31 protein-coding genes are annotated in these 23,851 nt (G+C 59.0%); all 31 read right to left on the reverse strand.

All coding sequences use genetic code 11. From position 1 onward, the window contains the following. The gene (locus tag HV786_RS14470; RefSeq protein ID WP_128827874.1) at positions 1–3,876 is read right to left on the reverse strand and encodes a TipJ family phage tail tip protein; all 3,876 of its coding nucleotides are present in this window, start codon (positions 3,874–3,876) and stop codon (positions 1–3) included. Further along, positions 3,867–4,250 (reverse strand): hypothetical protein, encoded by a 384-nt coding sequence (locus HV786_RS14475; protein WP_128827873.1) that lies wholly within the window; start codon positions 4,248–4,250, stop codon positions 3,867–3,869. The genes HV786_RS14470 and HV786_RS14475 overlap by 10 nt, the downstream gene beginning before the upstream one ends. Then, positions 4,250–4,726 (reverse strand): DUF1833 family protein, encoded by a 477-nt coding sequence (locus HV786_RS14480; protein ID WP_128827872.1) that lies wholly within the window; start codon positions 4,724–4,726, stop codon positions 4,250–4,252. The genes HV786_RS14475 and HV786_RS14480 overlap by 1 nt, the downstream gene beginning before the upstream one ends. A 1-nt stretch (position 4,727) precedes the next feature. Next, a complete protein-coding gene (locus HV786_RS14485) occupies positions 4,728–5,075 on the reverse strand; it encodes a hypothetical protein (protein ID WP_128827871.1) in 348 nt (115 codons plus the stop codon). Beyond that, on the reverse strand, positions 5,072–7,402 hold the full coding sequence (locus HV786_RS14490; protein ID WP_128827870.1) for a phage tail length tape measure family protein: 2,331 nt from the start codon (positions 7,400–7,402) through the stop codon (positions 5,072–5,074). Before HV786_RS14490 ends, HV786_RS14485 begins: the two co-directional genes overlap by 4 nt. Positions 7,403–7,406: 4 nt before the next feature. Then, the gene (locus HV786_RS14495) at positions 7,407–7,625 is read right to left on the reverse strand and encodes a phage tail assembly protein T (RefSeq protein WP_128827869.1); all 219 of its coding nucleotides are present in this window, start codon (positions 7,623–7,625) and stop codon (positions 7,407–7,409) included. An 80-nt stretch (positions 7,626–7,705) separates the two neighbouring features. Beyond that, positions 7,706–8,047 carry a hypothetical protein gene (locus HV786_RS14500; RefSeq protein WP_128827868.1) on the reverse strand — a complete coding sequence of 114 codons (342 nt, stop codon included), beginning with the start codon at positions 8,045–8,047 and terminating at the stop codon, positions 7,706–7,708. 2 nt (positions 8,048–8,049) lie between these two features. Continuing rightward, positions 8,050–8,529, reverse strand: coding sequence for a phage tail tube protein (locus HV786_RS14505; RefSeq protein WP_128827867.1), 480 nt, complete (start codon positions 8,527–8,529; stop codon positions 8,050–8,052). A gap of 60 nt (positions 8,530–8,589) precedes the next feature. Beyond that, entirely contained in the window at positions 8,590–8,952 is a 363-nt protein-coding gene (locus HV786_RS14510; protein ID WP_128827866.1) for a DUF3168 domain-containing protein, read from the reverse strand. Further along, positions 8,952–9,440, reverse strand: coding sequence for an HK97-gp10 family putative phage morphogenesis protein (locus HV786_RS14515; RefSeq protein WP_128827865.1), 489 nt, complete (start codon positions 9,438–9,440; stop codon positions 8,952–8,954). Before HV786_RS14515 ends, HV786_RS14510 begins: the two co-directional genes overlap by 1 nt. After that, on the reverse strand, positions 9,437–9,793 hold the full coding sequence (locus HV786_RS14520; RefSeq protein WP_128827864.1) for a head-tail adaptor protein: 357 nt from the start codon (positions 9,791–9,793) through the stop codon (positions 9,437–9,439). Before HV786_RS14520 ends, HV786_RS14515 begins: the two co-directional genes overlap by 4 nt. Continuing rightward, positions 9,793–10,104, reverse strand: a complete 312-nt coding sequence (locus HV786_RS14525) for a head-tail connector protein (RefSeq protein WP_128827863.1) — start codon at positions 10,102–10,104, stop codon at positions 9,793–9,795. Before HV786_RS14525 ends, HV786_RS14520 begins: the two co-directional genes overlap by 1 nt. Next, positions 10,091–10,681 (reverse strand): class I SAM-dependent methyltransferase, encoded by a 591-nt coding sequence (locus HV786_RS14530; RefSeq protein WP_128827862.1) that lies wholly within the window; start codon positions 10,679–10,681, stop codon positions 10,091–10,093. Before HV786_RS14530 ends, HV786_RS14525 begins: the two co-directional genes overlap by 14 nt. Beyond that, positions 10,635–11,957: a glycosyltransferase family 9 protein gene (locus HV786_RS14535; protein WP_175211153.1), complete on the reverse strand. Its 1,323-nt coding sequence runs from the start codon at positions 11,955–11,957 to the stop codon at positions 10,635–10,637. Before HV786_RS14535 ends, HV786_RS14530 begins: the two co-directional genes overlap by 47 nt. 348 nt (positions 11,958–12,305) lie before the next feature. Next, complete coding sequence (locus HV786_RS14540; protein WP_128827861.1) at positions 12,306–13,508, reverse strand: phage major capsid protein; 1,203 nt, start codon at positions 13,506–13,508, stop codon at positions 12,306–12,308. Positions 13,509–13,517: 9 nt separating this feature from the next. Further along, positions 13,518–14,375: a head maturation protease, ClpP-related gene (locus HV786_RS14545; RefSeq protein WP_128827860.1), complete on the reverse strand. Its 858-nt coding sequence runs from the start codon at positions 14,373–14,375 to the stop codon at positions 13,518–13,520. Between the two features lie 5 nt (positions 14,376–14,380). Next, the gene (locus tag HV786_RS14550) at positions 14,381–15,616 is read right to left on the reverse strand and encodes a phage portal protein (protein ID WP_128827859.1); all 1,236 of its coding nucleotides are present in this window, start codon (positions 15,614–15,616) and stop codon (positions 14,381–14,383) included. Next, on the reverse strand, positions 15,613–17,055 hold the full coding sequence (locus tag HV786_RS14555) for a terminase large subunit (protein WP_252870065.1): 1,443 nt from the start codon (positions 17,053–17,055) through the stop codon (positions 15,613–15,615). Before HV786_RS14555 ends, HV786_RS14550 begins: the two co-directional genes overlap by 4 nt. A gap of 62 nt (positions 17,056–17,117) precedes the next feature. Further along, complete coding sequence (locus tag HV786_RS14560; RefSeq protein ID WP_252870064.1) at positions 17,118–17,531, reverse strand: hypothetical protein; 414 nt, start codon at positions 17,529–17,531, stop codon at positions 17,118–17,120. 101 nt (positions 17,532–17,632) lie between these two features. Then, positions 17,633–17,953 (reverse strand): HNH endonuclease, encoded by a 321-nt coding sequence (locus tag HV786_RS27585; protein WP_128827856.1) that lies wholly within the window; start codon positions 17,951–17,953, stop codon positions 17,633–17,635. Between the two features lie 343 nt (positions 17,954–18,296). Continuing rightward, positions 18,297–18,794, reverse strand: coding sequence for a hypothetical protein (locus tag HV786_RS14570; protein ID WP_128827855.1), 498 nt, complete (start codon positions 18,792–18,794; stop codon positions 18,297–18,299). 2 nt (positions 18,795–18,796) lie between these two features. After that, positions 18,797–19,336: a hypothetical protein gene (locus HV786_RS14575; protein ID WP_175211155.1), complete on the reverse strand. Its 540-nt coding sequence runs from the start codon at positions 19,334–19,336 to the stop codon at positions 18,797–18,799. Then, on the reverse strand, positions 19,336–19,695 hold the full coding sequence (locus HV786_RS14580; RefSeq protein ID WP_128827853.1) for a hypothetical protein: 360 nt from the start codon (positions 19,693–19,695) through the stop codon (positions 19,336–19,338). Before HV786_RS14580 ends, HV786_RS14575 begins: the two co-directional genes overlap by 1 nt. Then, the gene (locus HV786_RS14585; RefSeq protein WP_128827852.1) at positions 19,682–20,065 is read right to left on the reverse strand and encodes a RusA family crossover junction endodeoxyribonuclease; all 384 of its coding nucleotides are present in this window, start codon (positions 20,063–20,065) and stop codon (positions 19,682–19,684) included. The genes HV786_RS14580 and HV786_RS14585 overlap by 14 nt, the downstream gene beginning before the upstream one ends. Continuing rightward, a complete protein-coding gene (locus HV786_RS14590; protein ID WP_128827851.1) occupies positions 20,062–20,424 on the reverse strand; it encodes a winged helix-turn-helix domain-containing protein in 363 nt (120 codons plus the stop codon). Before HV786_RS14590 ends, HV786_RS14585 begins: the two co-directional genes overlap by 4 nt. A gap of 2 nt (positions 20,425–20,426) precedes the next feature. Beyond that, entirely contained in the window at positions 20,427–21,371 is a 945-nt protein-coding gene (locus HV786_RS14595) for a DnaB-like helicase C-terminal domain-containing protein (RefSeq protein WP_252870063.1), read from the reverse strand. Beyond that, on the reverse strand, positions 21,368–21,724 hold the full coding sequence (locus tag HV786_RS14600; RefSeq protein WP_128827850.1) for a hypothetical protein: 357 nt from the start codon (positions 21,722–21,724) through the stop codon (positions 21,368–21,370). Before HV786_RS14600 ends, HV786_RS14595 begins: the two co-directional genes overlap by 4 nt. Then, entirely contained in the window at positions 21,721–22,428 is a 708-nt protein-coding gene (locus tag HV786_RS14605; RefSeq protein WP_128827849.1) for a YdaU family protein, read from the reverse strand. The genes HV786_RS14600 and HV786_RS14605 overlap by 4 nt, the downstream gene beginning before the upstream one ends. Beyond that, positions 22,425–22,877 (reverse strand): hypothetical protein, encoded by a 453-nt coding sequence (locus HV786_RS14610; RefSeq protein WP_252870062.1) that lies wholly within the window; start codon positions 22,875–22,877, stop codon positions 22,425–22,427. The genes HV786_RS14605 and HV786_RS14610 overlap by 4 nt, the downstream gene beginning before the upstream one ends. Continuing rightward, positions 22,874–23,299 carry a NinB/YbcN family protein gene (locus HV786_RS14615; protein ID WP_128827848.1) on the reverse strand — a complete coding sequence of 142 codons (426 nt, stop codon included), beginning with the start codon at positions 23,297–23,299 and terminating at the stop codon, positions 22,874–22,876. Before HV786_RS14615 ends, HV786_RS14610 begins: the two co-directional genes overlap by 4 nt. Beyond that, positions 23,299–23,808, reverse strand: a complete 510-nt coding sequence (locus HV786_RS14620; protein WP_128827847.1) for a hypothetical protein — start codon at positions 23,806–23,808, stop codon at positions 23,299–23,301. The genes HV786_RS14615 and HV786_RS14620 overlap by 1 nt, the downstream gene beginning before the upstream one ends. Between the last annotated feature and the right edge of the window lie 43 nt (positions 23,809–23,851).

Genomic DNA, 23,851 nt, shown 5'->3' on the forward strand with positions numbered 1-23,851 from the left:
TCAATACCCTTGTGCTAGCCAGTTGACGACGCGCTCCACCGGAGTCGCATTATTGAACATCTGAATGTTGAAACCCTCTTCCGGATCGACATCCTGAAGAACGACCGCGCGGTCCCCGTCCACGGCGTCAATCGTCGTGACCTGAAGATTCGGCTTCATGTGAAAGTGCTTGGGAAAATTGACCCGTAGGCCACCAGAAGGGACAGTCACGCCTGTACCGGACTGAACTAGATCTGGTACATCGATAGTCCAGGAAAAATGACGCACAAACGGAACGATCAGCGGCTGATCCGTTTCAAGAACGAGGCGCACATTGAAGTAGCGAGCGTTGATAGTTCCGGGGATGTAATCCTGCCACTCTCCGAATACGCCATCGTCCAACGCCGACTGGATCTGCGGGCGGACTCGATAGTGCTGGCGGTTGGAGTCATTGAGTACATCTACTTCGCTCAAGACATCAGGCAGTGCCAGAAAGTCTTCACCGAAGTTCAGTGCATACTCGTCAATCGCGAAGTCGACGCGCACCGGAGCCACATACCCCAGATCAACGATGTTGCTGGCATCGGTCGTGTACGTTCCGCTGCCTTCAACACCTCCGAACCACAGAACATCTTCTAGTCCAAGAACGTCCGGTGCCGACAAAATGTCGCCCACACCCACCAGCGTCAGTTCCCCGTCATGGACGAATGCTCCACCACCAAGGGTTCCCGTCCATGTCGGATCCTCTTGCACGGTGACTAAAACATTTCGCACCAGAACCGCACCGGAGATTTGAATGCTGTCTGCCGGGCCGTAGATCGTCACGCCACGTGTCTGAAACCGCGCGGCAACGAAGTACGTCCCGTTGCCAACCGCCAGCATTTCTAGATTTCGGGTGGTACCAACAGTTCTCGAGTTAGACCATGAGCTGCCCAGGCGCACCTCATAATCCGGCTGTCGAATGTCCACCACCGGGTTCCAAACCAACGTCGTCAGGCCGTCGCGGAATACGCTCGTTAGGCCCGTAACAGCGGGCAATGGAGAAAGTAGACCTTGCACCGTATAGGTGCCGGTAAACGGTTGACCTGTCCCTATCGAATTAACCGGACGAATTGTGGCGACAATCACATCACCGGTCTTGGCCTGCACAGTGGCTTGGCGAGCTTCAGTAGTGATTGGCTGCTGCGCTATCCCGTTTATCGAATAGTTGATCTGCACGCGGCTGGACATCGAAATGGACCAGTCCAGCTGAACATCAATAGTGTCGTTCTGAACGCTTCGAATCGCCTCGGTGAATCGCAGAGAGAAAATTACACCTCCGAGCAACGCACCATCCCGCGGCGGCGTGTACGCGTACGGGTCGTACTCGCTCGCGTAGTAACCAGGATCGTCGTCAATCGCCGTGAATTTCACCCCATCGCCAGAGGGTTCCACGCTCGTTATTTTGAACCGCCGACCGGGCATATCAAGCGGACTAAACTGCCAGACCCAATCCAGTGAGTTGACGTCCTCAAACGGCGCGTCACCCGGCATGCTGAAGCCGGTCAGGTCAGTGACAATGGTCAACTCAGTCACGTCCCCCACGTCCGACGTCACCGATACAACTTTCATCACGCCCGCAGGATCTCTAAGCAACGCGATTCCATCGCCGCCAGAAGGGACTGCGCTGTCCAGGACGATCTTCGGAAGCGAGGAACCGTCAGCTCCCCGGCTTCCAGGCATCATCCGTCCGGAATATCCCCAAACGGTCAGATCATGGGTAAGTCGGACCACATCACCCTTCGTGGCCACGTAGCCTTCAATATCGGATTCAAACGTGACCCTGCGGCGATGCCACACCTGCGAGGCCGCGATGAGATTCGCCTCGCGACCTGCCATGTCGGCGTTCGTACATCCATCCAGATCTAGCTGCAGCGGATTGTTTGCTGCTCCACCGGGGACGGCGACCCGAACCTCGTCCATGGTCCAGTTGCGCTCGGCATTCACGAAGTTGACGATAATTTCGTCAACTGACCCCTCGTTCAGGTAAGCGATCTGGAAAGACCCAGCACGAATGTTGAATGGCCCGAAGGTGGCAACTTCCGGCAGGTCTGCCGCATCCCAAATGACGCCCAGCTTCCCCGTCTGCTGGGAGACCGCCGCCCGGCCGGCCCGAGCGATTAGGTTAAGGACTTCAGCCGCCGACGCCTTTCTGTCCAAGACATAGTTGAAGGTCAGATTCTTGCTGTCACACCACGCAGCCCATGCTTTCAGACCTTCAATGTCGATGCCTGAGTCAGCCAGCCCCAGCCCAAATCGACGCTTCCCATCCGCGCCTTTTCGCCCACGCGCGAACCACAGGAACCACCATGCCGGGTTTGATGTTTCAGCAACTACCCAGCCAACACCATTCCAGACGGGGCACGTCGCGCTAGCGATGGCACTCAACTCGTCAACCGCCCCGTTCAACTGGCCAGTGGCTTTGATCCGAAGGGCAACTCGCACCTGCTCCGAATAGTCGGTTGTGTCGTACTGGTACGCCAGGATCTGGCTTACTGCTGTCTCGTTGGACTCCCGGGTGTCGTTGACGTCGGGCGTCACCTTCATCACTCGAACTTCATATTGCCCCCCTGTGACATCCCAGGAAATTTGGGCGCGAGTGGGCTCTTGTCGATTACCCCATAGCCGGTAGCCCGGGCCTCCCGGCAAGACTAAGGGGTCCGGGGCTATCCCTTGCCAGGGTTGGCCCATCTGGAATGGATGAGGAACCCACCACCATTGCCCGCTGTAAATCGTACCGGTCGCCGAGTCGATTTCGAACCAAGATTCACCTTCCTCATGATCGCCGTAATTGGTCGACCCCATCCGGACCTGAGTTTGCCCTCCCGGAAAAAGCCGGGCAGACCAATAATGCGTTGCATATGTCGCATTGATGAAGCCCAGCTCCAACCAATCAGGAGCACCAACTTCTCGGTACTGAATCCGAAACTCGACCCGTCGACTATCAATACTTCCATCGTCAGCTACTCGGAACAATCGGGAAGCAATCTCGACCGTTATCGTGCCCACGTTAGGAGGCGTCGTTCTTGACACCCAGCCATCATTTGACGATAGGGCGAACCCTTGCAAGGTGTCTACGTTCCCAGCGAACATCGTTACCAGTCCGTCCGGGCCGGACCTCTGCAACTGAACTCCGTCGTACGAATCAATCGGCGTACTACCAATCCGAAAGTTTCGAAGAATCAGATCCATCCCTTGCAGACCGAAATGGAAAATCTGATTCAGGAACTGATCGTCGCCAACTTGGTTCGTCCAAGGTGTAGCGCCCGAATCCGGAACCACCCGATGGCGCCCCATCACAAGCATCATGGGTTCCCACGGGCGCGGACGGTTCCGACCGCCTTGAATGGAGTACGTAGGACTGCTTTCGTACTTAGATCCAGCCGACAGTTTGGCCGCAGTAGGCAGCGGCATCGGGAGGAACGCGTTGATCATCAACGTCCCTGCGAGCATCACACCAGCCGAAATCAACGCTCCCGTCGTAGTCAGAGCACCCGTTGCGCCGATTGCCCCCCATCCGGCCGGCGCCAGGTACGGAGCGAAGATCGACGCGACGACCACCGCAATCATGGCCACGGTACGCAGAATTTTGTTCCCGCCGCCGCCGCCTTCCATCTTCGCCCGGATAACGATCTGATCTCCGGTCCGAGGAATCAGACGCTTCCATAACTGGGGCGGGACGGGTCTACCGTTTTGCCAAACGTGCATGGGCGCATCAGCAACACGCACACCCGCTCGCGCGAGATACGCGCCCAGGGTCTCCCCTGGCAGGAAGGCCGCGAAACTAACGTCCTTGCCCGCAGGGCTAATGGGATTGGGCAGATGGACGAGAGATGGCCGCGAGTCCACTACTTCCATTTGTAGTAGCCCTCCAACTTGAAATGAATTCTGGTCATGTCCCGAAGTCTTTGCCTGATCACTGCGCCCGAAGACTGATCCGCGTGGAGCACCCACCATTCGTGCGCGATCCAACACATCACGCCGATATGGCAAAGCCGCCCGCGACCAATGAACAAGGCCGGACAACCATCAAACGGGTCAGCTATCCGTTCGGCGAGTTCGTCGCGGTGCTCCAGGATCTGGCTCGTCTGATCCCGCAGCGTCACCGCATGCGAACTTGGAATCTGCGGATTCAGCCCGAACTCTTGAATCGCCACCTTCGCCGCGAGGGCGGCGCAGTCCCCAGTCTCCGCGACATAGGGAAGACCCACATACTTATCAGACCAGTGCATTACCAGAGACCAGGTGAGGAAAGAGGATCAAAGCGGACCGTCACCGCTGCCTGGCCGAGTGTCGACTGAAAGCCCAGCACGCCACTCACCGTCATGTTGTCGATCACAAGCCCAGTTAGATCCAAGGTCATGTCAAATTCGATAACGCTGGGATCACTCCGGAGAACCTGGATAATCCGGCAGCGAGCGCCCTTGCCGCCGCGGCTGTATTCCAACCACTGGGTAAGCTCCCTACCCACGTTGTCGACCTCAAGTCGGGCTTGAGGGACTTGCTGCTCTTTGTCATCAGGTAGCGCCACCCGGAAAGCGGTTGCAAAGAACTCCGCTCCGAAGAGGACAATGTTCTGGCTATCGTTGACAAAGCGCGCGGGTACCGAGAGATCGGGATGAGTAATTTCGATAGCAACGAGAAACGGCTCATCAGCGCTAGTGGAGAGAAGGTTCTGCCGAGCTTCAGCGGAATATGTGCGCGGCATGTCAGCCCACTGTCTCCATCTGTCCGGACGCCCGCCAAACCTTTCCCGGACTCGTCCATTGCAGCTTCCCACCCACGAAGCGAGCCTGCTTCACAACGCCGTCTAGCGGATCTAGCCAATCGAACCAGGCAACGCTTCCGTTCAGCGCGGTCTTTCGCCACGCGTCAAAGGCATTCTTGTCTGCCAGAGTTTCCACGTGAATGATGACGTCGCGCGTCACGATAGGGAGGGAGCGAGTGGGACGTTGTTTGGCTATGCCACTATCCATATCTGTGCGCAGGACGCCATAGTCATCGGCCTCCGTGAACCCTGATAGCAGCACCTTCGCGTAATCCGGGAAGCTGCTCATGCCGGCATCCCCTTGATTGCCTTGGCGGTATCACCATTGCGACGGATATCCTGGACCACAATCCGGATGACCTCCCCTTGAGCGTCAAAGGATCGGCTAGCACCACTCACCTGTTGCGGCGTGCCGTTATTGATGATCTCGACGCGGGTGGATCCACCGTCTGCGCTCGGCATTCCACTTGCGCCCACATAGCCACCATCTGCATAACCCCGGAGGCGGGACAGAAACCCGACGCCCAGACGGCGAGTGGAGTCCGCATCAAACACGTACTCCCCCTTGTGAACGATTCCAGCCGGGTCAAGTTTCCCGCCAGAACCCGTGTATCCGCCTCCGTCGAAAAACATAAGACCATCACCCGCAGCGCCGACTTGGGCCGCGGTAGGCGCGGGGCCAGATCCGCCGCCAGGAACGCCGATGAAGCCCGCAATTGCGGTCCCGATCAGCCCGCCAATATTCCCGGACTTACCAAAGTCGCCAAAGAGCGCAGTCGCAAGGTTGGCGGCTGCGGCATTGGCCGCCATCTTAAGAATCATGTCGGCGAACTTGGAACCGATGTTGTCGAAATTCCCACTCAGCAGGTCTTCCAGCGTGTCGCCCAAGGCGTCCTGGATGTTTCGAGCGGCCTGGACAGCGAACTCCGTCATCCCGTCCGTGGTTTCATTGAACTTCTCTTCGAGCTTGTCGACGGCCTCGTAGTACTGTTCGGCGGACAACGTACCGTTGTTCAGTCCTTCAGTCAGCAGTGCCAACTTAGATAGGTAATCGTTCGTCGCAGCTTGGTCCGGGTATAGCTCGTCCAGAACCTTGGACAGAGCGGCGGCTTGCTTCTGCGATTCCTCGTAAGCCTTGGTCTGCTCATTGATAAAGTCGAGCGTTTGCGCAGATGCCAGCGCTTCGTCCTGCTGAGCCTGAGTCTTGAAGGTTACAGATCCGATTCTGACCTGCTCGAGCAGCTTCTCGTATTCCGTTTCCTTTCCGATCAGAGCGATACGCTGGTTCATCTGGTCGATCAGCTTTTGCCCCTGATCGACCTTCTCTTTCGTCTTCTTCTCGACCGGCGAAGACGCGGAGGTGCGGATTGGCTCAAGTGTCTGAGTAGGCCCGCCGGTTTCATCGATTCCGGTTAGCCCCTCCAGAAGCGCCTTGTCTTGACTCTTCAATCGTCCTTGGGCAAAAACGAGACGAGCCTCACCGGCCTTGATCGCGGCTTGAATGGCATTGATGCGCTGTTGATAGTTCTCGTTTTGCTCGAAGCCGAACATGTTCGTCGACTTCCCCGAGGGGTTCGCCGCCTGCGCAGCGCGCAGCTTCTCTACGGCTTCCCGGTTCTCGTTCAGGCGCTGCGTGATAGTCTCAACTTCTTTCGCGGCATCCGAATTACCAAATATGGTGTCCGCCACCTTGACGTTGATAGCCTCAAGCCAGCTATCAGCCGCCCTTGCCGCATTTGTAAACTCGTTGATGACAGTTACCAGGCCTGTCGCGATCTCCGCCAAGAACTGCGTGAAGGTCGCGAAGGTGGCCTTGGTCTCTGACGATCCTAGCAAATCGGTAAAGTCATTGACTGCTTCCGTCAGGCCATTAACGCTGCCGTCATCGCCCGTCATCAGGTCGTCAATCTGATTCTGCAAAGCCTGAAGAGCACCGGGCAGCGTATTGCGGGCGGCCTCTGCCGCACCACCATAGGACGCCTCGAGCGCCTTCAAAACGACATCCTGCGCCTCGGCCACACGGCCCGTGGACTCCAGCGACTCCACCAGCTTCTTCTGGTCCTCCGTGAAGCGGAACCCCTGCTTCGACAGAGCGGTAAGTCCTTTGCTGGGAATGTCCAACGCCTTGCCGACCGTTTCGGCAGATTGCTCGACCGTCATTCCCAGGCGCACCGACATGTCGATAGCGGCCTGAAGCGCCCGGGGGAACTCATCGCCAACCACCCCGGTATAGGACAGCAGGCGGGTCTGAGCGCGGTTAATGTCGCCCTCACTGACAAACCCGGCCATACCGCTGGCCATCTTGTTCAGTTCAGCCGCAGTGAACCCCGCTGCGTTACCCGTTGACTTGAGAACGGCGGCAAGTTGAGCTTGTTCGCTTTGCGCGTTCTTAGTCTCTTCGATGAACTTGCCAAAGGCCGTACCGAAGCCCACCCCCAGCAACGCACCGCTAAGTAGACCGGCGAAGGCACTACTTACATTCGTCGCCGCGTCCTTGGCCTGCTTCTCGATCTCCTTGAAGCGCTTCTCCGCCGTCTTCGACGCACGTTGGGCATCCGTCTCAAACGATCCCGTGCGCATGAGCAAATCTACAACTATGCTTCCTGCGGTTGCCATCTAGCTATCCTTGGGGTTTGAGTCCGAACGCCTTCAGAGTGCGAAGGTCAGCATCAGAGAGGTCACGAACGATTGGGCTAGAAAGCCACTGGATCTTCTGGGCCATATCGCCGCCTGCCATGCTTTGTGCTATCAAAGCTGCTGGGCGGTGGAACATATGCAGGTCATCAAACGGATGGCGCTCGTAGAACGCTTTCCAGAACTCGAATTCACGCTGGGTCATGGCCAGCCGCAATTCCTGGATAGTGCGGCCGCCCAGACGAAGCGCCAGGACGGCCCACAGCCAGTCGTCGCTGCCAGCCTTTACGTGTTTCCCGGCTCGTCCTGGCTCTCTGACTTGTCAGCACCGAGCCCGTTCGCCTCCAGCACCGCTTTAAAGATGGCTTGCATCGGAACTGGATTCAGCTTCGAAGCCTGTTCGACGGTCAGTTGGCGAACGCCTTCCTTGTCGCAAAGGCAGTCGGCGATGAGAATCGCCATGCCTTTCCCCTTCATCATGGGGTCTTCCGACTTCATGGCATGCGCATACGCGTTGAACGCGGCACCGCTGTACGCACGAAAGTGCAGTGTGTGCAGCTCGCCGTCACCCAACGGCACTTCCTTGGCCAATACCGCTTCAGATGCGAAAAAGGACTTGTCGAGCATGCTTAGGCCTTCGGAGTCAGGATCACTGGGCCGGAGCGCTGAATAGTCAGCGTGCCGCGCACGATTTCATTGGTAGCGATATCCAGGTTCAGGTCGGCGATGTAGCCCTGGAACATGATGCTCGAGCGGCCAGCCGGCGGGTCGATAGCATCGTTCGAATCCAGCACGGGGGCAGCGGTACCGTCCGACAGCAGGACGATCCAGTCCAGCACGTCCCGGCGGGCCTTCATGTCGAACAGGTCTTGCTGGGACGCGTTGGTCGGGATGAAGTTGAACGGTACGGACACCTGGCCGGGGTTGCCCAGGCCGCCCGTGTATTCCTTATCGTCCTGCGTATCCAAGCAGGTCGTCTCGAGCTGGTCAGCAGCGCCACCCAGGCCGGTAATGCCAGTCGGGCAGGCCATCTTGACCAGTTGCGGGGCCGAGTCAACGGTTTTGAAGTACAGCTCGGTACCTTGGGTTTTTACGATTCCAGCGGTCATTGCGGGCTCCAAAAGAAAAAGCCCGCTCGAGGCGGGCAAGGCAAAACTAGGGGAATGGGTCTATCGGGAGTTGATGAAATCAGCCTCAAGGCCTATCCGGAAAAGCTTCGTGTCGGGATCTCGCAGGTTCACGACCACCCGATTAGCTATTCCGGCTAAGTCGACGGCATCACGCACCGCCTCGGCAAGCTGTTCGACCTGCAGATCCGACTTGGACCAGCAATCGATCTGCACGCTGTCAAAGTCGCCACAAGGCGTGCCGCTCAGTTGGTCATACGGCTGCCCGGCCACCTCGAACCAGGTGACATACGGCTTCTCTGTGTCCTGGGGCGCGGCGCCGTGCCGGAATATCCGGACGGGCGTACCGCCGACAATCGCCAATACCGAGGGCGTCTGAAGGGTCTGGAATACGGCTGGCAGCATCACTTGTTCCGGTTCTTGGCACCCATCTCGGACACCACCTTTTCAATGCGTTTGTTCAGGTCTTGCGTAATGACGTTGATCGCCGCTTCACCGTGTTGGCGAACCGCAGGACGCAGCCAGGGTGTAGCGGGCTGGTCTTCCGTCCCATACTCCATAAAGCTCGCGGTGGCCCGTGTCGTAACAGGCTTTCCATTCTTGCCCGGGTAAGTCTTGCGGCGCACACGAACCAAGTACCGTTCGCCCTTACCCGTGCTAGGAGGCTTGCCGCGGCTAGAAATTACGTTCTTTTCCAGCAACCCAGTCGATTCGTCGCCGTTCATAGCGATCGCTCTTCGCAAATTCTTCTTCGCTTCATCACGGATCAGGCGGGCGCCCTTTGCCAGGGCAAGCTTCACCGGGCCACCGCGCTTCGAGACAATCTCAGGCGGCAGGCTCTTGAGCGTTGCAATCACGCCGTCGACACCACGCAGATTGACTTCGACCTTCATAGCCCCTCGCTCGGCCCGTCGACACAGCGCAGCCGCCATTCCCGCCGTGCAGTTGCGTCAGTTTCCATGGACTCGATGTTGTAGACCCGGCCGTCCCAGAGGATGCGCCAGGATTGGCGCAAACCTGGGAACCAGCGCAGGTTGATACGGGCCGAAAGCTCGGCGTTGATCGTGCCGGCTCCCACCCATTCCCGCCCGGGACCGGTCAGAACCTCAGCGGGGACGTCCTTCAGTTCTGTGGTGGAATCGAGCCAGACGTTCTCCCACGTAAGCGACACAGCGCCCGTTACCGGATCTTGGCTGTTTACCTGCTCCTGAAAGGTGACGCGGTGGCGTAGTCGTGCGGCCAGCATCACACCCCCATGTAACAGCGGTACGGCATCAGCTTGACCTCAGCCGCGGCACGCAGCTTCGCCGCGTCGTCCGGCGTGGCCTGGTAGGCAGCCTGGAGCAGAAGAAGAACGCCAAGGCGAACACTGTCAGGCATCACCTCTGGTTCACTCGAAGACTCGCTACTGCATTCCTCCGCCCGGAACTCGCTTCGGTTCATGAAGTCCAGCGCCTCCCGCTCGGCGCCATCAAGCAGCATCTGCAGCTTGGCGTCATCCGAGCTATGGATGACGTCCAAAAACTGCTTGGCGGTATCAAGGTCAATGACGCTCATAGGAGATCCAGGTTCCTTCCACGTGCTTGATATCGGCACCGTTGTCGCAAAGCTCGTTGAGCGTCTGCGTCACTTCTACAACCGGCCTACAGTTGTCATCGTGGAAGATGATGATTCCACCAGGGCGAATCACTTTCAGAGCTAGAGCGTAGTCATTCAGCACTCCGGCGCGAGAATGGTCCGCGTCGATAAAGATTGCATCAGCCTGCGGCAGGTCGCTCGGGCGCAGATCGAAACTGCCGTTCGGTCGGACAATCAACTCAAACCGCGGATCGTGCTTGACCAAGTGCCCCGGGTTGCGCAGCACTTCCCGGCGCTGGACCGGCATGACCGTTTGGTAGCCCGGCGCCACATCGACGCCGACGTAGCGGCGCACCGATGCCAGGTTCCGGAATACCGCCGCGGGGTTGCGCCCGCTGTTCACGCCGAACTCGATGACCACCTCGGCGTTTACGGATTCCATCAGGCTCAGAAGAACGTCCAGCTCGCCCGGGTTGAAATACTCAGTGGGCAAACCATTGGCCTCGTAGCTACGCGGCGAGAGTCTGAAGGACTCCCTGTTGCGGACTATGCGCATTCACAAACTCCAAAAGGCGGCGCTTGGCGCTCACCATGTCGATGCGCTTCTCGCACCTGTGTGTATGGCTGAAACAGTTGCACGGCTTTATGGGATCAATTCCCAGGTACGGCGCCTGCGATGCACCGGCTGAGAACGACTGCGAGTTCTCATAACCACCGAACACCGCCACCGATGGCACCCCCACCGCTTGCGCCAGGATGACTGCGAACCCTGGCGCGGTGTATACGAGGGCCGACTGCGCAACCAGCGCGGCAAGGACCTCAATGTCCAACTCACCGGCGTGCAGTTCCACCTCGGCGTCTATCTTTTCTCCAACGATCCACTCCTTCCCGGGCGCCACGTCCGCGAGACTCACCACGAAGAAGTGATCTCGCACACTCCGAAACAGGTCGGCATATGCCGCATGATCCGGGTTGCGATTCCGGCAGCCCCCCCATTCGGTCCGCTCAACCAGCGGACGGTAAATCATCAGCGGCCGATCCGGGCTCCACCGGCGTACCAACTCATACGCCCTGGCACGCCACGCCTCGGGTATGGGAAGCCGAAACTCTCCCGGCTCCACGCCGCACTGGTTTGACATGGCGGCCAGCACCGATCCATGCCGACGCACAGCCTCCGGCGGATACTTCACTTCCAGCCGCTTTGCGCTTCTCGGTACCGGCCTTGCTGTAAACCGATCGCGCTCGCGCGCTGCATTCTTGGCCTGGGTCCGCAACTTCGAACCTTTCCCGACCAAACTCACTCCCGGCATGTCGTGGTAGAGACAGGGCCAAGGCGTCTCCAGCCAGATCTCATGATCCAGGCTCAACTGCCGCACTACAGACCTTTGGTGCAAGTTGTCACCCAGACCATGCATCCCCTGTATGAAGAGGGGCGCTTTCGTCTGCTGCTTCAAGGCATCAGACAAGCTCACCCTGGGGAAACATTCCAACGCCGTCACCTTCGATGCATTCACCACCTCAGCGCTGAGACGCTTGGCCAGATCCGCGAACTGCTGTGGCCACTTATCAACGGCACCGGCGTTGCCGAGCCCATTAGGATGGTCCGCATGCCAGTGCGCCTTTCCATCGGTCTTCTGACAGTCGTAGCCAATCAAGATGATCCGCTGCGCACCCCAATGCGCAGCCAACGAAATGGCGCCCAGGCCGGAATTCTTACCGTAGTCAAAAGACGCTTTCCGAACGCCCCGGATTCCGGTCAATGGCGCCCAAAGCTCACCGGAAAAACTGTTTTGGGCCTCTTCCCCGTACTCTTTCCACCAAACGCGGTCCATGGCGTACAGGACATCAGCCCATGGAGCCATCTGAAAAGTGGTGTTGGTGACGATTACTCCGCGGTCTTTCGAGCCCGACCTCCACGCCCGGACCGCTTCGCAGTCGTCTGCCGTGAGGCTTGGGCCGCTTGCGATGCAGACGACGGTTCGCCAGCGGCCTCTTGAGGGTCAGTGGTATCGCCATTCGGTGAATAGATCAGCCCTTTGCCGGCCAATTGCTTGGCATGGTGGTCGCTGACCTCAAATTGATCACCCGGCATCCGTTTGCCATCGTGATCGAAGGACTGCCGCGCAGTAACCGTAACCATCGTGTTCTCCAGAAAGACGGGGGCCGGAGCCCCCGCCGCCTTAGGCCGAGGCCGGCAGCCCGTCGAAGTCGCCCTTGACGAACGATTCCGGACGGTAGACCGACAGGCCCACGCGCTCTTCGCACAGGATCGTGACCATGTTCTTCACGAAGTTGTCGCGGTCTTCGGTCGAAACCGTCACCGAAACGTCCTCGCGATCCCAGCCCTGGGCGCCTTGTTGGAAAGCGCCGACCAGGAAATCACTGGCGGTCATGGCCTGGGTCGCTACGACCGGACGGCCCCAAAGGCCGGGGGTGGCCAAGCCGCGGGGGGTGGCGAACAGGTATGCGTTGTCCGTCGTCTTGGTCAGTTCGATAGCGGCCCAATCGATGGGGCTGAGGACGATGCCGTCAGCGTCGAATTCGGCCAGAGTCACCTGCAGCAACGCCAGGCGCAGACGGTCGATAGCAGTTTCCGCTTGGACCGTCACGCCCGGATTCACGTAGTTCGTGGCCTGGGTATAAATGCCGTTCAGGTTCAGGCCAACACCGGACCCCTTGAGCAGCTGCGCTTCTTCCTTCAGCTTCAGGCCGTAGCGCAGGCGCCCGTCGATGTAGCTGGCGAGCATAGCCGCGTCGGACAGGACTTGGCGGGAGGCACGCACCCAGTGAGCGATGGTCGCGACCGGATCCGTGTCCAGTTCAAACGTGATGTCCGATTCTGGCTTGGGATTGGTGGGATTCTCCGAAACCACGTTGGCATTGTTGGTGAAGCCCGTTTCGCGCACGTACTCGATGCTGTTCGAGCTGGTACGGCCCCACGACAGCAGGTCGCGCAGGAACAGGCGCTGCTGAACAGGCTGAATCAGACCGACGCGGGTGGGTTGGATAAGTTCACCAGCGGACGTGTCCAGGCTCGTGATGGCCGCCTTCACGGGGACGGAGAAGCTGCCCTTCATGCCGCCGGCGGCCTTCATCGCGAACGCTTCGAAGCCGTCCGCCTTGATGAACTCTTCGCCCATCGAGGCAGGGTGGCCGGCGCTGCCGCCGTCTTGCAGCTTGACGACCAGTTGTTCCGCTGCTTGCAGACGCGCTTGCAGCTCACCTTGCGCGACGAGCAGCTGGTCGACCTTCGCTTTGGTTTCTTCGGACATCTGGGCGTGAGCCTTGATCTCCTTCTGGGCGGCTTCCGCGTTGGTCTTCAGTTGATCGTTGACCTGCTTCAGACTGGCGGTGATGGTTTCAATGTCTTTTTCGAGACTCATGGTGTTTCCTTACACGGATTTGATGAGGGATGCCGCGAGTGCGGCTGCTTCAGAAGCGGCTGACTCGCTCAGGCCGCGTTCGGTGGCATCGCGCCCACCGCCGCCAGCCGCGTCACGCAGGCTGGTCTTGAATTCGCTGATAAGCCGCATAGCTTCGCTTCGGGGCATGCCCGAGGAACGCAGAGCGGCTTCCATACGCCGCACGGCTGCGGCGCTGGCTGTTTGTTCTGTTTGTGCGACCTCGTCCGACGAGAGCAGGGAATCCGCAAAGCCTTGGGAAACGGCATCTGCGCCACCAATCCACGTTTCCGCGTCCATCAACGACTGGATGGACTCCAGCGTGTCGCCCGTCCGAGCCGCGTAGATGTCGGCCATGGCTTGGTCGAACGGCTCCATCGTGTCAGCCACTTCCCGGAAGTCATGCCGGTTCCCGACCGCCATTACCCAGCAGTTGTGAATCATCAGAAAGCCAGCGCGAGCGACTTCAACGCGGTCACCTGCCATGGCGATGATCGACGCAGCCGACGCCGCTACACCGAGCACTCGCACGGTCACGTCGCCCTTGTGCTGGCGAAGGAGGTTGTAAATCGCCAGGCCTTCGAACATGTCACCCCCGGGCGAATTCACGTTGACCGTGACGTCCTTGCCATCCATCGAGCGCAGGGCGGCGGCGATCCGCTTTGCCGTGACGCCCTCACCCGTCCAGTAATCCTGCCCGATAACGTCAAAGACGCTGATCGTGTTTTCTTCGTCTGAAGCGGCCTTGATGCCGGGGTTCCAGCGGTCCAGAGCCTTGGGCGACAGGTCATATCGGACGCCCGCGCAGGGGCGCCCCTCCGGCGCTGCCGGAAGGTGATTTCGGGGCATGAGGTCTACTCCTGGGTGACGGTTTGGGCGCTGCCCAGTTGATCTATCGGAACAAGGGCGGTCTGTACCGTAAGCACATCTGCATTCCCGCCCATCGGAGGCAGGTTCTCAAGGCGGCGCACCTCGTCTCGGGTCATAATTCCGTTGTTGACCATCTTCGATTCGTACTCAGCGCGACCAGCGGAATCCGCCCTCAGCAGGCCCTCGACGCTGAATTCCGCGTAGTAACGAGGTTGGTCGGCAGGGGACAGGAGGTCCTTGTTGATCGCCTGCTCGATACGGGTCAGCCAGGGCCGAAGCGTGAACGTCAGGAACCCGATCATCTGCTGCTCGATACCTGTTCCCCAGCTCGTCGAATTGGCTGTGTGGCCGACCATGTGCGGCGGAACGCGGAACCAACGGCAAATCTCCTCCACGCTGAAGTTTCGCGACTCTAGCAATTGAGCATCAGTCGGATTGATGCCGATAGTTTTGGCATCCATGCCCGCTTCAAGTACTGGAGATTCGCCGGCGTTAAGCGCTCCGCTAATTTTCTTGACGGTCTCTCGGAACTCTTCGCGCTGCTCCTTCTTCAGTACTCGGTCGACTGTGAACGCCACTGTCGGCGCCAAGCCCTTCTCGAAGGTGCTATTTGCCGCAGTAGATGCGGCCAACGCGGAACCGAATACGCCGGCGCCATACTCAATCGCGCTCAGCCCCCAATCCCCATCAAGCGTGAAGCCCGGGATCCGGAAAATCCGACTTGCAGGAATCTCTCTCTGCTTACCGTTCTTCTCTGTGTAGCGGTAACGAGGATTGCCGTTCGAATCGCTCGAGATGGCCAGCCGAGACGGGATCAGGAACTCCAGCGCTACCAGACGGCTACCGATGTACTTCTTCTCCGAAAATCCATTACCACGCAGCAGCATGGAAACAATTTTCGCCTCCCAATACACCGTCGCGGTCGTATCCGCGCTGGGACGGGAATGAATCAGGCTGTAAAGCGGATGCCGTTCGGCCGGCACACGACCGCTAGGTGTGCGCTCGTACACGCCCAGGGGTAACGTCGAAATCGTTTCGGCAACCAACCGGGCGCATGCCCAGACTGCCGACAACTGCAGAATGGTCCTTTCGTTGACTTGCTGCCCTGCCGTAGTCACTCCGAACTGCGACCAGAACGCCTCATCGGTCAAGCTGATGGGGACCCCGAGCCAGTTCAAGAGCGCGGCCTTGACTCGACCGGGCTTTGCCTTGGTTTTCATACGATGATCGGGTCCCTGATAAAGTCGGCAAAATCGCCGTCGTCCTCCGTCTCATTCGGCATAACCCCCACCGCCATGGCGAGCGCCACCATGCCGTCGATCCGGCCGGACGTTTTCGATTTGGTGAATTTTCGGTTGCCGGCAGGGTCGGAGACCGCCACCGCGTTTGCCGCGCACATCGTCAAAACCGGGTGCTTTCCGTGCTTCAGCTTCTTTGCCAGCAGCCGGGCTTCCAGTTCGCGAATTGCCGGGCTCATCGATACGAAGCCCTGGCCAAACTCCACGAATCTTTCTAACTCTTCTTCGGTGAATCCTGCGCGTTCCAGCCACGGCTTGAGAAACCGCATGTTGTAGCGGTCAAAGGCAAGCGCCCTTATCTCATACCTGTCAAAGACATCCCGCAGGTAATGCGCGATGTACTCGTATTCAATTGCCCTGCCGGGCGTAGTCTGCAACAGACCTTCGTCTTCCCAGACGTCGTACGGCACCCTGTCGTTCCGGGCTTTCTCGGCGAGCCCTTCGCTAGGCAGCCAGAACGTCGACTCGACGTCGCCATCATCCGATACAAGGACCAGGGCAGTCAGGTCCGACACGCTGGACAGGTCCAGACCGCCGTAGACCGTCTTGCCCTCCAAACTCTCGGGCGGCGCGCCGTTCTCCTCCCAGACCGTACGGGAGATAAACGGGTTGCTCGCCTCCACACGCTGGTTCAGAATAAGGTTGCGGTATGAAGCCTCTCGGCTTGGCATGCGCTTGGCATCCGCCGCCTGCCGCCGCACTTCTTCCTTGTTCATGAACTCGTCGTAGTGCGGGTTCGCTAACCGTATCGTGTCCTCGCTGAAAGGATCCGAATCGAGCGGCGCACTATGTAGGACCACCTTGTTCCTAGGATCGGCCCCGGTCCGGGCATCGTCGATCAGCAAGCTCAACAGGTCCGCATCCGTCGGCGCCTGGGTGCTGATAATGATCGACAGCGGGGCCTCCTGAGCAGCCGAGGCCGTTTCCAGCGCTTCGTACAGCTCAGAGCGCGGCCCTTTAACCTGGCCCAGCTCGTCATGTACCGTGAACACCGGAGACAGCCCGTATGCTGTACTGGCTTCCGCCGATAGCGCCCGGTAGAGTGTCCCCAGTTCGGGACAAAACAACTGCTTCGCCGTATCCCTGATCACCACATACTCGCTCAGCTGAGGAGACATGCGGACCACCTTCGCGGCCAAGGCAAACAGGATGGCCGCCTGCTCCCTCGACTGAGCCGCGCTGTACAACTGGCTATTGGGCCGTGCCTCAGGACCACACGTATGCAGTAGCAGGAGGAACGCCGCGGTAGCCGTCTTCGCGTTCTTGCGCGCCATCGACAAGATGAACATCCGCGTCGGCGTGTCGTAAATCGCGCGAATCCAGCCCTTCTGCGCCTTGGTCAGCGTGACCGCCTTGCCCACGAACCTGCCTTCTGGAATCCGGCAAGTCGCTTCGATCCAGGCTATGTTGCGCTCGCCGCGGGTCAGTCTTCGACTAGTTCCCACGGCTTCCTTGCCTTACCTTGCCTGCTGTTTGCCCGGCCGACTGTCTTGGGGTCAGCCGTAGCCTGCCGCGTGATACGCAAGCGCGTGGCCAGGGACGACGCCGCCCGGCCTTCTCGCTCCTGCATCGTCAACAGAAGGTTGTAGCGCTTCAGCCCGTCGTCATCTGCCAACCAAGCGCGGTCAAAGCTCATGATCTCGTCGGCGATCAAACGAGCCTGCACCACGTGACGGCAGTACTGCTCCAGTAGTGGCGAATGCGTCGGGGTGAAAGCGTTGGCTGGCTGATCGTTGACCACCTCCAGCCACACTGACCTTTCTGCATCCGTCATATGCACCGGCGCTTGCAGGCGGTCCGTGCTGAACACGGGCGCAACTTGGGCCGCGACGGTCATTTCCGACGTCGACTTACGGCCCCGAGCGCCCATTTCAATCCTTACTGTGTCCCGTTTTTTCTGGACGTTTATGAAAAAAGAGCTCAGCGGCCGGTGTCCAGCTAAAAGGGGCCAGACTTCAGACCCACCCTATGCCCCTGCGGCCACCCGTCCAACCCTACTGCGGACCTGGGCGTGTAGCCCTGGTTCGCCTCGCGCTTGGTCTTCTCGGCGTGGCAGTCACGGCTCATCGCTCTCAGGTTGCTCGGGTCATCGTTCAGATTGCCGGCTGCATCCCTCGCGTTGCTAATGTGATCGACCTCATGTGCGATTAGCCTCACGCCCTTGCAGTTTTCGCACTGGCACATGTACCCATCACGAGCCATGATCTGATCTCGAAGGCGGCGCCATGGTCTGCCGCCTCTTCCCTGCCCGTAGCTCATAGCGGCTGGGAATCGTCCCGCTCGCCGCCTACTGCCTCGCCATCAAGCGTTAGCTCGGGCTGTTCCATCTCTTCGCCTTCATCTGCCAGCGCATCCAGAAGCGCGTCGAGCTTGGCTTCTATGCGGTCAAGCTGTGGCTCTTGGGCGATGGTCGACCCAGGGGGACGAGGCATCACGCCAGTGCATAGTGGCTGATAGCCCTCGCCTCTCATGCGCTTGGTCCCAAACCCTGCTTGCGCTTAGGGTAGAACTGCGAGTCTTCACGGTCTTGTCCACTGAACACGGCAGCTCCAAAGCAAAAAGCCCCGGCGTGTGCCGAGGCTTGTGTTTACTGCGGACGCAATTAGGGCGTCGATACTTCATAGGATATGTCATCGTCCTTGTAATTGCAAGTAGATTTAGACGTGTTGTTCGCTTCCCACGTCCGCTGCGACACCTTCCCATCATGGGCCGCACCTGCTGTGCTGCCTCGCCTGGCATAGGCAATCTCCTTCTTCTCTTTCAACTTCTGTCTTGCCTCGATGGCTCGCGAGCAGCGTTGGTGATAGTCAAGCGCGTTGCCTAGATTAGTGGTCAGGTACACATTGCCTACTTCGTATGGCCCGTCGTCCCGCTCTCTCGCCATGCAAAGGCCATTCTTCCCCGGCCCGCGCATATGGTAGTAAGGCTGCCAAATCTCCCACCATTGTGCGAAGGTCATTTCCCACGAGATCCCTCGCACTCGCGCACTGTTTGCCTGAACGGCATATGCACGATAAGGGTCGGGCAACCCTTGGGATTTAATCTGCTCCCGAATCTTGGCCATCTGCTCTCGGCTCATGCCGTGGACAAGGGTTGCCATGGCTACGCCCCAACCGGTTGCTTGATGAGATCCCGCCGACGCAGCATCGGAAGCAGCTTGTCCTTCGCCTCTTGATATCGGCGGTGCTGTTCTTCCCGGCTGCACCGCGGATTGATGAATACTTTGTTTGGAACGTCCCTGTTACGCAGGGTCAGACGGACGGCGGCGCGCAGCTCGATATCCAGCAGGTCGATACACAGATTCACCTGCTGACCGATGTAGCGGTTGATTTTGGCGTCGGTCTCGTCGGTATCGCCGTAACCGTCCAAGTTCGACACGCCTTGGAAACCGGGGGCAACGCTCCTGTAGCCCAAGTTGTCCCGCTGGGCTTTCTCCCAGTGGTACCAGGTCATGAGCAGTTCTTCCAGTTGTTCGCTTTCGTCTTTCGTCATGTGATCCTCGCTGAATAGCTGCTCCAATCCTTGTCTTGCAATCTCCTGCCGACTTAGCCGGGGCTTCTGTGGTCGACGGCGATATTCCTCCAGGCGTTCGCACACTAATGCTGGGTCGCCCATCGCCCACTTCGGCAGGAGCGCGCCCATTACGCAAACTCCGGGCTGTACTGGACCCTGCTGCTCATGCTCACAGGGGTCGGCATACGCATGGCCTGCAGCCTCGACGCGGCGTTCCTCATCGTGCTGTCTAGGGTGTAGGGCTGCCCACTCCCATAAGCGAGCCGACCAGGGACGACCTCGGACGGCTTGAGCGCAACCCACGCCCGGATCAAGACCATCGCATCGTCTGACTGCAACGACGGCTCGACAGCCCGGATAGCGTCGGCAATGCCTTCCGCTCCGCGGCGCTTCTTATCCAGTACTACCCCATGTTCCGCACGCAAACGCTCGATGGCGGCGGTGCGCATCTGTTTATTCGAGTCTTCAATGCTTCTAGGCAGCGCCATATCCGTTCTCCTCGCTTTTGCTAATGAACACGCGGACTAAGCCGCCTTTACAAACCACACCTCGTTCAATCGACAATTGGTCAATGTGACTGTCGTCTTCGATCAATTGGGCATGCACCAGACCGTCCAACAACCCTTTCAACAGGTTGTCCAGATCACGACGGTGCCTATCCGGCGGGAATGCCTGGATATGCACAGACAGCCCCCCAGTAAGCCGCGGCAATTGGTAGCGGCCTGCCTCATCGATCACTGCTTGGCGATACTCACGGCCCTTTTCAGAGATTAGGTGTCTCCCTGCCAACTTGCCCTTGTTTGGGTGGCGCCAATAGGTGTTCACGCTAGGCGGAAAGGGGAGTTCCAAGACGTTCATGCCGTCACCTGGGCGATCAAAGATGCGAAAGGATCGCGGGGGCAATGCGCCAGCTTGTCCTTCATGGATCTCGTTTTTACCCAGGCGAGCTTCTTCCTGTTCCTTTCTTCGTTACTTTGAACAACCCGATTGGCGTCTCGACCGTATCCGTAGCGATAGACGGGCGTCCGCGGACCCTTCCCTTTGGGCGGCAGCCAGTCGCAGATATGGATCTTCCCGTCGTCACGCAGCTTGCGCAGGTTGTCGTGAACCGTCACCGGGCTGCACTTCAGGTCCTCCACAAGCTCGCGGTGGGTCATATCGCCGCGCTCTTCGAGGGCCTCCAAGATCGAGGGGTAGGTGTAGTTTCTAGGAGGCATCTTCACGCTCCAATGAGGTTGATTGGCTGGCAGCGGCTATCGGCCACGTACTGCAGCGATTGGGGGTGAAACCAAAGCGCGATACTTCCCTCCCACTCGCCGTGCCGGTTCTTGTCGCAAATCAGCATTGCGTCAGGGGCATTGGCGAACTTGTCCGGCAGCGGTGTGCCGGTCCGGGCGCATTGGTCCAGCGCCTTCTCCTTCGCCTTGTTCCGCCACACAGTCAGGAACTGGTCTACCTGGTCAGAAATCGAGCCGCTGCCTTTGGCGTCCAACTTTCCAGGGGGTTTTTCTTCGCTTTCGCCTTTGCGCACGTGATGCACAAGGTGGACATGGACTTGGTGGTCACGTGCCAGGGAGGTCAGCATGTCTACGAAGTCCTTCTGCGCGTTGTAATCGTCCTCGCCACGCACACACTTCATCAGGCTATCGATCACGATGTGCTTGATTCCAAGCTTTGAAGCGCAGTACCGGATGACTGCGTAGACCATCTCCGGCTTGACCGTCCCCTGCTGGTCGTACAGCCACACCTTGCCCTTCAACCATTCTCCGAACTTGCGCGCCATTGCCTCACTAGGGCGGTCGTTCATGGCCCCCTGGCGCAGCATCCGCTTCAGCGTCGACAATGGCTTCATTTCAAAGCTCGCAATACACAGCTTCTCGCCAGACGCGGCAAAACCAAGACACGCCATCCCTAAGAGTTGGCTCTTGCCGTGGCCATTCATGCCCTGCCACACCGTCACCTCGCCCGGACGAAACCGCAGGTGGTCATGCGTCTTGGCCCACGGCAACGTCGCTCCAGTCACGACATTTCCATTCCGGATTGAATCGACCAGATCATCGGTCCATGTGTCTGCGCTGATCACCTTGGCCTGCGGCTCCGACTCGGCCATGTAGGCTTTGAAGTCGAACGTGTCAGGCGTAATCATTTGGACTACGTTGTTCATGCAACCTCCAGGCGGCGGGTTTCGCCGTTCTCGTATCGAAGAATTCCGGTTGAATCCAGGGCACAAGCCGTCACGTCAGCCGGGGAAAAGTCGAGGATCCGCTTGAACAGGGCTTTCACGTGGCGCCCTTCTGGACCGGAAAGATGGACGCTCAGCCCAGCAAGAACCCGCAGGTCAACAGTCTTGAGGGTGTCATCGGGGAAAACGTCTATTTCGGGAAATCCACCCAGCGACATGACCATGTCCGGGTGGCTGAAAACCGAGTAGTCGCGGGCTTCGGTCAGGCAGACAAAAACGGCAGCCGGTCGATAACCGCGCATCCGAAGCGACAGCAGGGTTTCGTGGCCGATCACAGCGCGCCCTCCCACGGTTGCTCAAGCGACCCGCCATCAGCCACCACACCGTCCTCCCAGCGCTTCTGGTTCAGGTAGGTCAAGGGCGCCGGCTCAAAACCGTCCTGCCACTGCTTCGTGCCCTTCATCGCCGCCACGTGGGAAATGATTTGGTCTGCAACAGAGTCAAGTTTTCGCAACCGCCACTTCTTCGCACACTCAGCCTTCGCCGCTCTCCGCTGCGTTACCGGCCAGGTGTCCCAGAACTCCTGAAACCGGTCGGCATGGTCGGCGTGAGCCGACGAATGTTTTTCTTTATTGGTGTCTGGTGTCTGGTTAGGTTGATCGTTCGTTTCACGATTCGTCGCACGATTCGTGCTCGTTTCGTTCGACGATCTTGCCTCTTTACGTTTAGCCTCACGTTCCTGAGCGATGCGACGATTCGTGTCAGCCTGCTTGCCAGCTTTTTCAAGCTCCGCCTCGATACGGCTGTGCATCAAGCCAGACTCAACCACCGTGAAGAATCGCGTCACAGCCTTCACAGCGTCCTTTTCTGCCTTGGTGAAGGCGCCAGCGATGCGGCACAGAGCACCGTGGTCGTTAGGCAACGGGACCTCGGTGGCGTAGTAGTGGTGCATGAGCGCTAGGTAGGCACCGCGCTCCGTCAGGGACAAGTGTCCGGTATCGCGCTGGAAGTCGCCGATGTAGTGCTTGTAGAAGTTCATGCTGCAGCCCTCTTCATCGGCTCATAGGCGGTCTTGTAGGCCTCCTCAACATCGGCAGGCCACAAACCACGTGCAATAAGTTCGGCCCTGGTACGGTCGACGTAAACGACCTCTAGCTTGCGACGCGCTTCTTTGCTTATCCCGCCGCTGTCGTGCAATCGATGACAGTCCGGGCAAGCGGGGAAGGTTTGGGAATCGCATGCCTTCAGGCCAAGCCCCTTACCAAAGTTGGCGTGGGCACATTGAGAAGGCCCGAACCGACCGCACACGACGCAATCCAAGCTGGCCACATTGCGGCGGTGCTTCTCTGAACGCATTACCGTGCTGGCCTTCATGCCCAGCGGACGCAGGAAACCAAGCTGAGCTGCAACCTTCTGCCCGAGGCCTTGGCCGCGATCCGACTTAGCCCGGAGAGGCGTGCTGCGCTTGAGGGTGGAATTCCAGGTCATGCTGCCTCCACTTCCAGATGAACGCCGCGGCTCGCAAAGTCGTCACGGACGGCTTCAGCGAACTTGGTCAGTTGCTTGGTGGTCATGCGGGAAGTGACGGGGAAGACGCGCATCACGAGCAGCTTTTGCTCGTACGAAAGGCCTTTGATGGCGCCGTCGTAGGCTTCGCGGAACTCTTCGTCTTCAGCGCGCAGGATCGGAACGCCGTGATGCAGCTTGCAGTAGCACTTCCAGCCCAGCGCGTCGTCTTCCGGCAGAGCTAGCGAGATTTCCTCGTACCAGGCGTGGGAAAAGGCGTTCTGAGATTTCGAGCGAGTCTTGGCCTTGATCTCCACCTTGTAGCCATCCGGCGCGTGTGCGCAGGCATAGGCCGCGTTACGGCGGACCAGAGGGCTAGACAGGATGAAGACCTGGTTTGCCATTACTTGCTCGCAGCGCGCAGGACGTTGCGCTCCATGCGATGCAACAAGACACGCGTCGCACGCAGCAGAGGGACCAGTTGGTCCGCCTCAGCTTGGTCAATCTGGCTATCTGCCGTGGTCTGAGCCGTTACCGCGGCGATCTTGCCCATTTCGGTGGCCAAAGCGAGGAACTTGTCCTGCAGCGCCTTCGCCTCGTTTTCCCAACCGCCAACAGGCGCAGCCGGAACATCGTCGACAAAAACGCCCTCTTGAGCGTTCAGCGACAGAAGCCAGTCATTCGACTTGTGCTGGGCGCCTGCATCGTTCCGAACAAACTCAGCCAGAAGAACGGCAACGTCGACGTCCAGTTGGTCGCCACCACGCAGCTTGCGACGGAGCGATTCCGGGTGAATGGACGTATCGCGTCGAAGCGTCAGGAACTGGGCGGCAGCCTCGACACCGCCGTCAGCAGCGCGCACGGCGTTGTAGAGAGCGTCACGCCAGTAGGTAATGGTGGTGGGGCAAGTCATTACGTTGGATTCCTGATGATTTCAGCGTTTCGGTACTAGTGCG

The organism is Achromobacter mucicolens (genome assembly GCF_902859725.1).
GTDB lineage: Bacteria > Pseudomonadota > Gammaproteobacteria > Burkholderiales > Burkholderiaceae_B > Achromobacter > Achromobacter mucicolens.